At 36.7% G+C, this 14040-nt stretch carries 19 protein-coding genes and 1 pseudogene; 15 read left to right on the top strand and 5 right to left on the bottom strand.

Annotated elements, in window-relative coordinates:
- Window positions 1-17 precede the first annotated feature (17 nt).
- From QNH46_RS02520 to QNH46_RS02560, 9 genes are all read left to right on the top strand, one after another.
- On the top strand, window positions 18-515 hold the full coding sequence (locus QNH46_RS02520) for a hypothetical protein (protein WP_283926779.1): 498 nt from the start codon (window positions 18-20) through the stop codon (window positions 513-515).
- Window positions 516-927: 412 nt separating this feature from the next.
- Window positions 928-1047 (top strand): hypothetical protein, encoded by a 120-nt coding sequence (locus tag QNH46_RS24495; protein ID WP_430691915.1) that lies wholly within the window; start codon window positions 928-930, stop codon window positions 1045-1047.
- 33 nt (window positions 1048-1080) lie between these two features.
- Window positions 1081-1545: a hypothetical protein gene (locus QNH46_RS02525; RefSeq protein ID WP_283926780.1), complete on the top strand. Its 465-nt coding sequence runs from the start codon at window positions 1081-1083 to the stop codon at window positions 1543-1545.
- 603 nt (window positions 1546-2148) lie between these two features.
- Entirely contained in the window at window positions 2149-2346 is a 198-nt protein-coding gene (locus QNH46_RS02535; protein ID WP_283926781.1) for a helix-turn-helix domain-containing protein, read from the top strand.
- Between the two features lie 377 nt (window positions 2347-2723).
- Window positions 2724-3542, top strand: a complete 819-nt coding sequence (locus QNH46_RS02540; RefSeq protein WP_283926782.1) for a stalk domain-containing protein — start codon at window positions 2724-2726, stop codon at window positions 3540-3542.
- Between the two features lie 125 nt (window positions 3543-3667).
- Complete coding sequence (locus QNH46_RS02545; protein WP_283926783.1) at window positions 3668-4159, top strand: hypothetical protein; 492 nt, start codon at window positions 3668-3670, stop codon at window positions 4157-4159.
- Window positions 4152-4703: an Imm63 family immunity protein gene (locus QNH46_RS02550; RefSeq protein ID WP_283926784.1), complete on the top strand. Its 552-nt coding sequence runs from the start codon at window positions 4152-4154 to the stop codon at window positions 4701-4703. Before QNH46_RS02545 ends, QNH46_RS02550 begins: the two co-directional genes overlap by 8 nt.
- A gap of 279 nt (window positions 4704-4982) precedes the next feature.
- Window positions 4983-6032 carry a hypothetical protein gene (locus QNH46_RS02555; RefSeq protein ID WP_283926785.1) on the top strand — a complete coding sequence of 350 codons (1050 nt, stop codon included), beginning with the start codon at window positions 4983-4985 and terminating at the stop codon, window positions 6030-6032.
- A gap of 439 nt (window positions 6033-6471) precedes the next feature.
- On the top strand, window positions 6472-6705 hold the full coding sequence (locus QNH46_RS02560; RefSeq protein ID WP_283926786.1) for a hypothetical protein: 234 nt from the start codon (window positions 6472-6474) through the stop codon (window positions 6703-6705).
- A gap of 214 nt (window positions 6706-6919) precedes the next feature.
- Here the strand turns inward: QNH46_RS02560 and QNH46_RS24500 are convergent, their stop codons facing one another.
- The gene (locus tag QNH46_RS24500; protein ID WP_430691874.1) at window positions 6920-7183 is read right to left on the bottom strand and encodes a type II toxin-antitoxin system RelE family toxin; all 264 of its coding nucleotides are present in this window, start codon (window positions 7181-7183) and stop codon (window positions 6920-6922) included.
- Complete coding sequence (locus QNH46_RS02565) at window positions 7167-7403, bottom strand: hypothetical protein (RefSeq protein ID WP_283926787.1); 237 nt, start codon at window positions 7401-7403, stop codon at window positions 7167-7169. The genes QNH46_RS24500 and QNH46_RS02565 overlap by 17 nt, the downstream gene beginning before the upstream one ends.
- A 151-nt stretch (window positions 7404-7554) precedes the next feature.
- Between QNH46_RS02565 and QNH46_RS02570 the strand changes: the two genes are divergently transcribed.
- From QNH46_RS02570 to QNH46_RS02590, 5 genes are all read left to right on the top strand, one after another.
- Window positions 7555-8082, top strand: a complete 528-nt coding sequence (locus QNH46_RS02570; protein WP_283926788.1) for a DUF6933 domain-containing protein — start codon at window positions 7555-7557, stop codon at window positions 8080-8082.
- A 93-nt stretch (window positions 8083-8175) separates the two neighbouring features.
- A complete protein-coding gene (locus QNH46_RS02575; protein WP_283928329.1) occupies window positions 8176-8421 on the top strand; it encodes a hypothetical protein in 246 nt (81 codons plus the stop codon).
- A complete protein-coding gene (locus tag QNH46_RS02580) occupies window positions 8411-8602 on the top strand; it encodes an aspartyl protease family protein (protein ID WP_283926789.1) in 192 nt (63 codons plus the stop codon). Before QNH46_RS02575 ends, QNH46_RS02580 begins: the two co-directional genes overlap by 11 nt.
- A gap of 216 nt (window positions 8603-8818) precedes the next feature.
- Window positions 8819-9715: an AraC family transcriptional regulator gene (locus QNH46_RS02585; protein WP_283926790.1), complete on the top strand. Its 897-nt coding sequence runs from the start codon at window positions 8819-8821 to the stop codon at window positions 9713-9715.
- Between the two features lie 110 nt (window positions 9716-9825).
- Window positions 9826-10722, top strand: a complete 897-nt coding sequence (locus QNH46_RS02590) for an AraC family transcriptional regulator (protein ID WP_283926791.1) — start codon at window positions 9826-9828, stop codon at window positions 10720-10722.
- A 354-nt stretch (window positions 10723-11076) separates the two neighbouring features.
- On the opposite strand, the gene QNH46_RS02595 is transcribed toward QNH46_RS02590, so the two are convergent.
- The 3 genes and pseudogenes from QNH46_RS02595 to QNH46_RS02605 all read right to left on the bottom strand — a co-directional run bounded on the left by QNH46_RS02595 (window position 11077) and on the right by QNH46_RS02605 (window position 13226).
- Window positions 11077-12336, bottom strand: coding sequence for an erythromycin esterase family protein (locus QNH46_RS02595; protein ID WP_283926792.1), 1260 nt, complete (start codon window positions 12334-12336; stop codon window positions 11077-11079).
- Window positions 12337-12354: 18 nt separating this feature from the next.
- A complete protein-coding gene (locus QNH46_RS02600; RefSeq protein ID WP_283926793.1) occupies window positions 12355-12921 on the bottom strand; it encodes a DUF2812 domain-containing protein in 567 nt (188 codons plus the stop codon).
- A pseudogene (locus QNH46_RS02605) lies at window positions 12896-13226 on the bottom strand (PadR family transcriptional regulator). The gene QNH46_RS02600 and the pseudogene QNH46_RS02605 overlap by 26 nt, the downstream one beginning before the upstream one ends.
- A 425-nt stretch (window positions 13227-13651) precedes the next feature.
- Between QNH46_RS02605 and QNH46_RS02610 the strand changes: the two are divergent.
- Window positions 13652-13954 carry a hypothetical protein gene (locus QNH46_RS02610; RefSeq protein ID WP_283926794.1) on the top strand — a complete coding sequence of 101 codons (303 nt, stop codon included), beginning with the start codon at window positions 13652-13654 and terminating at the stop codon, window positions 13952-13954.
- Window positions 13955-14040 lie beyond the last annotated feature (86 nt).

The following is a 14040-nucleotide window of genomic DNA, read 5'->3' on the forward strand; positions in this document are numbered from 1 at the left end:
TAATTGGTGGTGATGATTTGAGAACAGGTGGATTAGGTACGATTATAGCAATCATCTTAAGTTTTGTATTGGGATTTAGGGGATTGTATCGCCTGATATTAATGCAAAGGTACACGCGTTTTTTGATTTATTCAATTTTTTGGTTTGGGTTCCCAATGTTTGCAACGATATTTTTTTACCGTATTGGTGAATTAGATCCAGAAAGAAAGATGTGGGCAGGTATTCCTTTATTTCTAACTGGTTTTTGTTGGGCTTTTTTCGGATTACATATAAATAAAAAAGTTGAAAACATAAAGTATAACAAGAATTATCAAGATGATAAGTCTAAAATAAGAAGAATTGTAGGAGCTATTATGGTCACGGTTTCAATTGTAGCCTGGTTCATGGGATATAATTATTATCTTATGATATTTGATGGTTCAGAGATAATTTTACCATTTATTTGTTCAATTCTCTTTTTCTGTGGATTCGTATATTTGATTACGGGGAATCCATTCAATGAAGTAGACAGTTAAATTGGATTAATAACAAAAGATATTTTCAAAAAACAGTCAATGGTGCTACTCGAATAAGCCAGATACATCGTATAACAATTCACGCATTGCAGCATTGCAGCATTACAGTCGCTCGGTCGCCAAGAGTTGTGGATTCAGGTGACAACCTGTGAACCTAACCACGTCGCGGTTGCGCTCGTTGGGGGGACTAAAAGTTCTTGGGTTTGTGAACGCAAGAATATTATGCGTAATTCTATTTCATTGGTGAAATCATGAGAAATCAAATAGAAGAAATGATTGGGTATCCTAACGCGTTGGATAAGCGAGATACAATTAAATAATTCAATTGGATATTATGATAGTAATTAGATTTTGAAAAATTATCCTGTAATGTTTAAATGAACTTGATGGATACAAATTAATCAACGCTAACATTGAAACCAGTAATGTCTGTGCTGTTGATTTAATAGATCGTGAAAATAAAGTTGCTTTTCAAGTGATTTCAAGAACTGATGGTAAAAAAACGAAATATAAATTAACCGACAATCTGTAATAATCAATCTTAAGAAGAAAAGGAAATATAACTATGGAGGCATATACTGAAATATCTTTTTATTTACCATTTTTTGATTTAATAGATGATACAGATGAGGCATCTAGTATTGAAAAATTATTAAGACAATTTAATATCAATCTTGATTTAACGGAATTATATAATAAATATAACTCATATGGCGAAGGGCCTGATAGTGTAGGTAAAGGGGATGTTCTTGTGTTTTTTAAGAGAGACGATAAGGAAAGCTTTATATTAATAGATTTGTTTCATGATTTTACTGATCAGTACAATATGGTGAAACTAGGAGTACGCAGTTCTATTAAAAGTTTTGAGGAAATAAAGGACGCAATATATAGTATTTACTCAAGAGCAGAAATAAAAAGTAAAATAAACGAGAGTAGTAATTTATTGAAACAAGAAATATTTGATTATCCCAAAGAGATTCGTTATGGAGATCAAACGTACATAAGAAACATCCTTTACAACACTAAATAGAATTTTCAAATACAATTAATAGAACAATGTGTTCACACTGAGGCTTCTGGCGTGGTCTGCACGAAGTGGATATCAGAGAAATAGATCGGGCAGACACCCCAATCAGCATTAAAACGCAAGTTCAAAAAATAGAGCTTACAGGCACTTAATTTTTTGAAATATGTAATTCATTGAAGAGATATAAGGCGTCCTTAAATCCTTGTAGATATATTTTACTATCTAGAACTGTTCGTATTGAGAATTGAGCGTCTTCATAGAGGAATAGGGTATGTTGGAGGCTGTCAGGGACAGATGTTTGAAGGGTCTGTAAGTATTGCTTAGATTCATTAGATATTTCTATGAAATAAGAATTATGTTTTGTAAGTTCATTGTGTAATGATTCCAATCGCTTACGAATAGTGGGTCGATTAATATCTCTAAGGAGTTTTCCAATATGACACCTCCTAAATTCCGTTTGTATTTACGAATTAAAGTTTAACTTATTGAATATTATTTTAACATATCAAATATCCTTGTCAAGAGAACATAAATATATTTTTGATTAGGCGAAGATTGTTTAATATAATTGAAGAAAACTTCAATTAATCTGAGAGGGAACGAGCAATGATAAGTTATAAACCATTACAAAAATTGCTGATAGATCGGGATATAAAGAAACAGGAGTTATTAAAAATGACGGGTATCTCATCAGCAACGATGGCTAAATTGAATACGAACGAATATGTTTCTCTAGAAGTCATTGATAAAATTTGTGCAGCGCTGGATTGTCAGCCTGGTGATTTATTGGAGCATATACCTTAAAAAAAGAGAATGGAATAGAGCGTGAAATGATTTTGCAATAAGAGTTAGTTAAAAAAATATATTCAGACAAACACGACCCGACCTAAGATAAGATCTATCTAAGGCCGGGTCTCGTGTCGTAGGTGCAAAATGTTAACGGAAATTATTCAAGTGTTAATTTTGGAGAATTGCTCATATCGCTTAGAGGATTTATTGAAAATCAATACCGATTATTACCTTTATTAGAGCTAATTAATACGAATATTTAGTTAATTAGTCTGGAGCTGGAGGTTGAGTGGGAGTATAAATTGGAATATTATATTTGTTGTTTTCGGATATCAACACAATGATACGCCGAAACGCTTCAATTAATTAGGGATAAAAAAGGGGAAAGTGCTATGTTGAAGAAGGTTGTACTTATTGTATTTTCTATGTTTGTTGTTGCAGGGACTGCCTATGCAGGATCGCTTTGGGGGAGTTACAAGGGGTATCCAATAATTAAGATTACATCTAACGGGAAAACTATTAACATACCTGGTGTGCCCGCGATATCCATGGAGGGACGCACACTTGTGCCTGTTTCTTTACTCAAAGAGTTCGGTGTTAAAGTAGACTTCGATGCTCATAAACAAACTGTAGATGTTAAGGCACCACAAAATAACCTATCAGTGACGGAACTGAACAAACTCCTTGATTGTGTTGGTCATCTTGTTGCCTACAATGAATTAGGGAATGCATATACGGCTGGTACGGTTTTTTTTACGAACGGGTTTGTAGTCACAAATTATGATTTTTTATCATTAGCAGGATCTTTTAAAGTTTACGTAAGTAATACCCGTAAGAATATTGAATATGGGAGTCTCGATGAGATGGTCGCCTTTAGTGACCCTAGAGTGAACCTTATTGGTTTTCCTTACGAAACAGATAATTCCTTATCCATAAGTACAAAAAAACCACAAAAAGGGGATAGAGTTTATTCCATTTGGTACGAGATGAATGGCCAAAAGATTAGAGAAGGAGTCATACTTTCCGTTGATTCGGATGGTTCATTCAATCATAGTGCCGAAACTGACTCCGGATCAGGCGGCGTGATTCTTGATGAAGAAGGAAATTTAATTGGGGTTATTGATGTTTGGAATTTCTATGACGAAGCCGAACGCAGTAAAGCAATACCAGTACAAAAACTTCAAAACTTAATGAAGAACGCTAATATCTAATTAGATTCACATCGTATCGTGAGAGGAAAGCTCTGACAACAAGCGCCTCAGCCTCAGCCCTGTTTAGGGCAGGGCGTTTCATAAATACAAAAAAAGTATTGCAAGAGATAGTATGGGGAATTCTGATGGAGATAATTGAAAAAATTCAAAAAATTATAGAAGACGACGACTGCGAATACTCTGATGGTTGTTTGTCGGCGTACTTTGATTTTATTGAGGTACCAATAAATGATTCAATGCAAAATGATTTAAGAGCATTCTATGATCAAGAGGCAAAATCTTGGCTTTCAACACTTCAAAACGTGAACTATTTTAAACTTAGTGAGATTATTAATTGGAAAGTTCAATTGAAATCAGAACTTCGGGAATTTTTTTATTTAAATGAATATAGTAGGCAGCCTGAGGAATATAAAGAACAAATTGAAATGATACTCTTTATAAGAGATCAGACGATTGAGGAGCTTATCAGCCTAATAGAGAAATTATTACATAAACAAGAGTATGATGTGTTTGAAATAGATATTAGGCTAGATCGCTATTATGCAATTTATTCAAAAGATTATGCATTTAGGACGGAGAGAAACTACTATTTATTGAGAGCTCAAATACATGATTAAGGAGCTAAGGGGAATAAGTATGTTTTTTAAGAGAAAGAAAAAAATCAAGGGACTTACTGAACTAGAAGAATTAATAAGGAGCATGTGTAAGAAAATAAATATATCGGCTCCATTACCTACTTTTGGAGTAATTGAAGGATCGGGTCGACCCGCTATTTTCGTAGATGATGAATATCATTACATCATTAGCGAAAGAGGAAAAGAACTCTCACATACAAAAACCAAAGATTTAGATAGGTTATTGTATTTAGTTTTTATAGACATTAGCTTTACTGAGGCTTGTAAATACGAATTGTTAAATAGAGATGAGAACATAGATTCTAGGAGGATAGTATTTAAAAAACAAGAAGATATTTTGGGCATGTTAAAGAAAGATTGGAGATCAATCTTAGTGGAGAAACACAAAGAAATAATCTTAAGAAGCCCCTTTGATGACTTTGCTACAAAGAGGGTAGACCTATATAAATCTTTAAAGGATAATGGAATGTCTGACGAGGATGCTTGGAAAAATGCATGCAAAGAATATCCTAAACCAGGTGGGTGAAGGTGGTTCTATATAGAATTTGAAAGAACATAATTGATTTCTTGGAATAGGATTTGAAAATAATAGAGCCTGTTAGCAAAAAAAATCTTACAAAACCCTTGGGGCAAAAAACTGGCAACTCAATAGGAGAAAAAGGAGGAGAACTATTGAGTGCGAGTTTATTGATTAGTAGCAATAAGTGAATTGATTCGCAAAGAGTCTGGCTGCTGTAGCGGTCAGGCTCTTTTTGAACAGAATATGGTATAATAAGGGAATAATTTAGTGATGGAGGTTCTTCCCGTGAAGAAAATGAGCCTGTTGTTTTCAATGATATTCCTTTTTGCATTTTTCTCGACGGATCAGACTACGGAAGCCGCTGCAAAATATTCAAAAACTTTACTTGCTGAGTCAACGAAAGCCTACGCAATAACTTCTACGCAAACCTTACTCGTTGATCATGTTAATAACCAGCTTCAAGTTATAAATTTGAGCACTCAACAAATAGTTTGGAGCAAGAAATTTCCCGTAGTTTATGACAGTCAAGTGTTAGTCAATCCACTAAAAATTATCGTTATTACATCAGAAAATAATAAATTGAAAAAGATGACAATTTCCGCTGACGGAACTATTCTTTCGGAGCAATTATTTCCTAGTATAAAGTTAACGGAAAGTATGAAGATTAGCTGGGCACCTGCAATAAATAAAGAAAAGGAAAAGTTGGCTGTTGTTAATGGCAGCCAGGTACTTCTTTATGAATATCCTTGGAAAAAGCCAATAACGACTTTCCCTTACAGTTTGGCTGAGGATAAGAAATATGAAAATACTATTATAAAAGACGTTCAACTACAAACACCATATGTAGTTATTAAATTGAATGGAGATAATTCAACTCAATCACAGGACTTATACAGAATATTAAATATAACTACCAAAAAGGCGATTACAATCCCTGCTGAGTGGAATGTGAACACTAGTTTTTCGGTTGAAGGAAATGAACTGATTGTAAATTCTTCTAGTCAAATCGGCCACCCACTTGGAATTAATGTAGATTCAGACTATATCATTTATGCAAAATACGATCTTAAGACAGGGGAAATAAACCACAAAGTTAGTCGCAGCTTCTCCACCCAAGATTCAAATTGGAAGTCCGAGTATTTTAATCGTAAGCTTGTGTTAACGGAATCAGAGGATAATAAATTGTTTCTTATAAACCAGTATGGAGAGACGTTTAAAGAATTCCCTAGAACTTTTGGGAACTTTAATTATAAAACGATTGGTTATGATGGTAACAGAATTTACTTACTAGTTCCTTCGGAAGATAATGGCGCTGAGCTGGTTAGTATCCTTTAAAAAACTTTTTAATGAATAACTTGAGTTAGAGACGACACTTCGGTGAAGTCTCTTTTTTGCGGTTTCCTCTATTTTACAAATGGGCTATAATCTTGGGTAATGATGATGGTTTGCGATTCCCGCAGTAATGGAAGGGTATACGAAGTTCGTGAATGCATCTGCTTGGGGGGGTTATGGGACTGGATTATAGTTTTTATTACAGTTATTCATAAAAAGGAAAAAGACAGATTATTTGAGTACATAAGAAAACATGGAACAATAGACCACGGTGATTGTGCTTGTATACATTTGATTTGGACTCATTCATATTAAAGTATCTTGAAGGTGGTTACGGCTGGGCTCCGCATTATGATAAATCTGAAGTTGATTTACATATGAACCTGATGGAAAAGCAAGGATAGGGTGTATTTATATTTCTACTAGGGACCTAGAGAATAATTTGGATGAAATTGAAGTATCTTTCACCGCAGCTACCAGTGATATGGGTTTGCTGTTTAGAGACTCAGTGTCTATTACTAGATGGTTTGTCGAGTTAAGCAAGAAAATAAATTCAATAATAACTTATATTGATTTAGAGGATGAGGGAGTAAGAATTGTTTATTTTAATGGCTCTGATGTCAGCTTAGAGCTAAAAAGCAATCATCATTTAGGGGATCTTCTAGGAATTTTTTGATATTATCGAAGCGTTTTATGTCCGTTATGAACATTTTAAGGAATGATAACAATGTAACTCAACGGGGACAACTACTGGTTGAAGTTATCCATGAGGACAAAAGTGTGATTTGGTTAACAGAGCAGTCCCCTTTTGCGGATCGCTCTGTCAAAAGTTCAAATAAGTTCATTTTTTCATGGGATCAAATTATTAGTTTTTCAAGTACTTATTCATGTTATTTATAAACATCACCCCTAGAGCCAATCGTTACAACATATACAACAAGAACATGATCCTTAATACTATAGAGGATGCGATAAGTACCGACTCTTAGACGGTAGAGATTTGTTTTTCCTTGTAATTTCTTTATGTCAAGCTCTGTATGTCTGGGGTTTTTCCTAAGAAAGTCTAAGTGGTTTAGAATCCGTAGTCTAGTTGGTTTGTCTAATTTACGAAGATATTTTGCCGATTCTGTGCTTAATTCAATTTCGTAATTCATGTTCAATATCCTTTAGGCGGATCGTTTTACCTTGTTTGAATTCTAACTCCGCTTGCTCAATTGCCTTCAGGTCATTTTCACTTAATTCCTCATCATCATAAGGAATGTGTGCATCTTGGGGATTGCTTATGAGACGTTTTAAGAAATCAGCAACTAAAGGAATATCCTTATCTGGTAACTGATGGATTAAATTAGCAAGATCTTTCTTGGATACGGCCATTTTCAACAGCCCCTTTCATTACGAATGTAGCCAATGAAATTCAAGAATATACATTCATAATAACACATACTTGAAGTTGTCGGTAATTTCAAAGAAGCGAGTAACTGCGCATAATTCAGCGTTGGGGAGAAGTATATTTTTTGTTGATTAGATGAAAGGACTAACTCATATGCTTTTTATAAAAGCCACAAAAGATATCTTAAAAGACTTGCGTATCAATCCAGAACCTGTATTAGAAACTGACTTGTTCTATAGTTGGCACGTTAATATTTTCACTCTATATCGAAAGAAGCATTATGTATTTATGAACGATTTATCTCGATTGAGTCTAACTATCTCTGGAATAAGGAGCAACCAGGCCAATCGGCTGCAAGAGATTTTTATAAAAAACCTAATAAGATATCTTACTTTAGAAGATATTCCAGAAGAACAGATTGAATTTTATATAAAGAATTGTAATGAGATGGTCATCACAAAAACGGATAACAGAAGTGTAAGAAGTACACTGAACGAGATCATGATGATTATGAAATCTCTAGAATATAATAAAGACGGGTTTGAAGACCAAGATCATCGACATAAGTGGAATAACAGGATTATTTATAAACCAATCGATTATCAGGAACCCATTGATGTATTTATTAAGGAGCTAACAGACCGGTATAAAAACAAAGGTTAAGCTATTCGATGAAGGCACAGGCTTCAGATAACAATAAGTTGCCACTTCGTAGCTTATGCCTTAGATCGTCAAGAGTTAAATTAATGAGGGAATATATCAGAGATACTGTTTCCTGATCAATTTGTTCTGGTTTCCATACTTAATTATCACGAGGAAGGCAACATAAAAGTAGTAGATGAAGTTGCACCAATTCGCACAGTACCAGATGAAGATGCTAATAAAGAATTTTTTCAAGTAAAGCCAGGGAATGTAGTGTACCGTACTTCAAATCAAGACTTTGTAATTCACCTCCGACGTGATCCACTAATAAGAGTGAGACGTAATAGCAATGAAAATTAACTACGACGGACAGTTAATTACAACGTCAATTTCCGTGACGTTTAGAGGACGGACATTGAGAATAGAAGATGTAATTATAGATACAGGATCTTCACATACTATAATCAGTCCTGATATTTTAGAGGAAATTGGTGTGACCTACGAAACAGGGGATTCTATTTATGAAGCATTGAAAATATAGAGATTGATGTGGGCATTCTTCCTAGAGATCATAGAGGGCTGCTTGGGTTGGATATTCTTTGAGTACGGAATTGGATTGGAGACGACACTCGGGTGGAGTCTCTTTTTGTCGTTTCCTCTATTTTACAAATGAACTATAATCATTGATAAAGAGGGTACATGGTTGTAAGAGAATAGCGAAAGGACCATAAATCATATGAATCATTACTCTGACCGAATGGATCAAGTCATTCAATACATTGAAGATCATCTGTCCAGGAAGATTAGCCTTGAGGAATTGGCTCAGGTTTCCAACTTCTCTAAGTATCACTTTACGCGGATTTTTTCGTCGATGGTTGGAATGACGCCATATGCTTTCTTGAATTCTAGGCGGTTGATCAAATCCGTAGAGTATCTTGTTGGTACGGATAAGACTGTACTAGAAATATCCATGTTATGTGGCTTTGATTCAGTATCCAATTTTAATCAAGCCTTTAAAAAGTTTTATAACCATACTCCCAGTGAGGTTAGAAGAAATCCGAAAATAATTAGCAATAATTCTGTACAATATGGCAACAACCAGAAAGAAACAGAACAACCTTCTCGTTATGCTGAAAGTGGAATTAAAAACCACTTTTTGAGGAGGATTTGGGAAATGAATATCACCATTAAGGAGCTGCCAGATTACGAGGTTGCGTATGTCAGACACATTGGAAGTTATCTTGAAACCCATAAGGCGTGGGGGAAAATAGGTGAGTGGGCAGCGAAGAATCATCTCTTCCCGCCAGAACACTATTTCATCGGAATCTCACTTGACGATCCAAGTTCAACCGAAGAATACGAATGCCGTTATGATGCATGCGTAACAATCCCTGGTGATTTCAATAGGAGTATCGATCATGATATGGAGTATAAAACGCTGAGTGGTGGTCTTTATGCATTGTATCCGTTTTATGACACCATTGATAAATTCGCTATTGCATATCAAGTGGTGTATGGACAGTGGTTACCGAATAGCGAGTATGAACCTGACAATAAATACTGTCTCGAGTTTTGCATGAATAATCCTTCGGATGACCCTGAAGGAAAGGCAAAGGTTGATCTATATGTACCCATTAGGAAGAGAGTGGTTTGATTATCTAAGTTAAGAGCAATCTCAATTTTAGAAGCAACTTCTTGCGGCACACATTGTTGCGAAGCTATTGTATGCCTCACCTATACTTGAATACGAGAGGAGGGACAGAGATGGAATGGCTGGAGCGGATGAACCGTGCAATAGATTATATTGAAACGAATCTTACCGAGAATATCGAACTGAGCGAGGTGGCACGAATGGCCTGCTGTTCGTCGTATCAGTTCCAAAGGATGTTCTCATTCATCACGGACGTGACGTTGTCAGAGTATATTCGGAGGAGACGGCTGACGCTTGCGGCGTTAGAGTTGCAGCACGGCGGTGCGGGGAAGGTGATCGATGTCGCATTGAAGTACGGCTATGAGTCGCCTGTTTCGTTCGCGCGGGCGTTCCATTCACTGCACGGAATCACCCCAGCCATGGCCCGTCAAGAGGGGATTGCGCTCAAAGCGTACCCTCGCCTGTCTTTCCTTATCACCATTAAAGGGGCAGAGGAAATGAATTATCGGATTGAAACGAAAGAAAGCTTCGAAGTGTTCGGCATTGAAGGTGTATTCCCAGTAAACAGTGGTGGGGAGTCGGCATTTACGCCGGCAAAACTGTGGGAGCAGAGTCATGCGAACGGTGATGTGAAACGGCTTGAAGCACGTGCGGGTAATTTACCGTCATTCGTCAGCCAGAATCTGCATCGCGTACATGCGGTATGCAGCTACCGCAAGACCGGACCGGAGACATTTCCGTACATGCTATGTGCCTTCAAAGACGAATCCAGCAACATGGACGGGTACACCTCGGTGACTATTCCAGCCCATACATGGGTGATCTTCCCCTCGGAGCCGCATTCGTGGGATCAGTTTGGCGAGACGATCGAAACGCTATACAAACGTTTTTACACCGAGTGGCTCCCGACGGCCGGCTATGAACAGGTGGACGGGATCGAGTTCGAAATGTACGGCGCTAAAGACGGCCTCAACTATATCGAACTCTGGTTCGCGGTTCGTAAAGTATAATTTACAGCCTATAGGGACGGCCCAAACCGCGGGCGCCTGTGCAGCAAAGTGAAACAGAGCTTAACTACAATGTAGTGGTTAGGCTCTTTTAACATACATCAATAATAACAACAAGAGAAAGTAAAAACCCACCCAAAGGTTAAGGCCAAAGGTGGGTTTTGTTCCTATACGACTTAGAAGGGAATAAACCATCCAAGCCAATTGTACTGACCAAGTGTTCGCAGCACTTGGTCCTTATTACATATATAATAACACAAAGAAAAAAATGTATCAAAACGTGAGATGGCAATAAAGGAGCGTATTTACTACCGTGTTCACGAAGCTGTACTTACGCCCTGTTGGCCTGATGTATAATCATGGACTGGATTCCATAACCGTCGTCGGTGTTGCCTCTTTTACGATGATCATCCCATCGTATGCTTCATTCGGTACCATTTCAAGGGTATAGAACATTTTTGAAAATTTATACCAGGTGCTGAAGTCATCACCGATGTTCGGCATTTTCTGTTTTTGCGTTATAATTTCGGCTATTTCTTTTGAAGTACTCGCTAGTTCGAAGTCAACGTAAAAAATATTGCTTTCGACTTCACTAAATGCTTTCACCAAGGGATCCCTATTTTTAATAGTATAGTTTTTTCTTTTATTAGCTCCGTTGTGATCTGCCTGAAATGTGCTGTTGATAAAGTCAGTCCCAATGGCAAAATAATGATTTCCATACATTTCGTCCAAATAGTCTCCCATGGATTTATAACCAAAGGCGGCCGATGTTTTTTCAATATGTCCGTTATGTGCAGAGATGAATAATTTATTGTGTCCACGTTGTGCTTCAAACTCTACGATCCACTTGGCATTTTCCGCTAAGTATTCATCCCGCAGCATCGAATATTGCTTGTCATTCCCCAAAAGGCTTGTACGCTGTCTCATGACGTTAGCATACTGCAAAGCAAACGCATAGGATTCTTGTGATGTCTGTGCTAAATATTCATCTTCATGGGATTGTAAATCCGTGATGAGGTCATCGATGATTCCATCCAGTTTCTCTAGCTGTTCGGCCGTTAAATTACGCATGGTATCATTAGATACATGTTGTAATTGTGCAGTATATTTTTTGGCCATTTCCTCATTCACCGTTTCATAAAAAGCGAGCAACCCTTTTTTACTAGCATCATACCGCTGCATATCATTGCCATAAAAATATACTTTGTCATCTTCATTTGCAGTTTCATTATACTGATGCAGCCATTCTATCAAATCGATCATTTGCTGCGTTTTATAAATGCCGTAGTCAAGAGCAAATACCGCTTCTTTAGCTGTCCCATTTCCATGCAAAATATAGTCATTAATTTGCTGACCCGCTCCAAAATCGCCTTCTAGAACAAAAACCCGCACATTTTCATTTTTAATTAACGCTTCAAATAAGTTCTTTTTCAATTCCTGAAATTCAACATTCCCATGTGTCGCTTCTCCGAAGCCGATAATGGTTACATCATCAGGAACATCAATATCTTCCACAGGGGTAACATATTTTTCTGCCTCATCGATCCCTGCAGTTCCGCAACCTGTAATTAAGGTTAGTAAAATACCAGCAGCTAGTAATAGTTTAGCAAACCTCATATGTATCCCCCTTTCTTTCTAATTTTCTTTGAATGCTGCGTATTGCCGGTAGGCTTTGAAGAAACCCATACTAAAAATAAACAATATAAATAATGGAATTAATCGGAATAGCGCAAACGGGGTTTCAAATAAAAAAGCTAACCAAAATAGTTTGCCCTTCATTTCCCAAAGGCCTTCTGTTAAATATAGACCGTCGTTGTATAAGTAAAAACAAATCACTAAAAATGTAAGTCCTAGTGATAAGGAATATTTCATTAGCCGTTTATAATAATGAGATATGGATTGGCGATCAGAGAAAATTTCATTTTGATCTCCAGCTTCCTTTTGCCAATATTGAATGCTTCCGAATCGCGACCCCTTTACATGGGACCATCCAAAATCCTCATAAATGGTCTTGTATTCTATGAATTTTTCTTTCGGTAAAATATCTTGATAATCCAATCGTACGACATAATCTTCGCTCACTTTTTCAAAGGTATAGATTCCTGAATTACTGATTTTCGTGCAACGATAACCTTGCTGCAATTGTTCATTCAGCCATTTCTCTTCCTCAACAATATTAAAGAACATCTTGAATTTCTTCATCTTCTTCACTCCTTTTCGTACAAAGATAAGATATGCTGTAATCTTTGCTGCTCTCCCTTTAAAATGGTTAATCCTTCATCTGTAATTTTGTACATTTTTCTTCTGCCCGTTTGCCCAACTGGCTCAATCCAACCATGTTTGTTTAAATTATCAAGTGCGCCATATAAAGTTCCTGCGGCTAAGACTACGGTGCCATTACTCATTTGCTCAATTTCCTGCATCACTGCATAACCATGAAGAGGTTCTCGCAGCGCTAATAAAATATAATGCATCGTTTCAGACAGGGGTAACAATGGATGTTTCATTATTTTCACCTTCTATTCAGTTGGACTATACAGTTGAACTTAATAAAAATATAATACAGTTGAACTGAATAGTAAACCCCATAAAGGAATCCCTGAATCGGGCAAGCTACTTATAAGTGATCCCGCAATGAGCTGATTGCGAACATTTCATACAATTTACGGACGCCAATGGAATCTCCGAAGGGGCTTTCCTTACTTGTTCGAAATGCTTTTGCCGAGGAGAAAATCCGCGTTCCTGAGTGTTCGGAGGAGCCGGATTGAGCCTTGTCATATACAAACAAATCAATGAAACAATAATTTAAATTGGAGATGATACTTGGGTGGAGTCTCTTTTTGTTGTTTCCTCTATTTTACAAATGGGCTATAATCATGGGTAAAGAATCAGACCAAGGAAACAGATAAAAATTTTAGAATGGAGTGATTTTATGTTATTTATTAATTTTAGTTCTGGATTAACTATTCTAGCTATCGTTGCATTCGTTCTTATTTTGACGTTCATATCCAAAAGGGATAATAAGAAAAGTACAGTACTTAAGGACATGGGAAGTTTAATTCAATCTCTCTCAATCGCGATAGCCGTTGGTTATGGCTTGGTGTTTTTATCGGAAATCGGTAGTGTTCAGGATTTTAGCGGAAAGCTTCATTACAGTCTTGTTCTTATCTTCTATGGAGTCCTTGTTAATTTAATTGCAAATATATCTGCCCGAATCGTAAACAAAACTGTCTGAAACCAGTGCAAATGGGAACGTAGTACATAGATTTTGGATAAGGAATTTAGGCCTCGTTGATTCATAACTTCTAGGGGGAGAAGGTC

The organism is Paenibacillus woosongensis, from assembly GCF_030122845.1.
Classification (GTDB): Bacteria; Bacillota; Bacilli; order Paenibacillales; family Paenibacillaceae; genus Fontibacillus; species Fontibacillus woosongensis_A.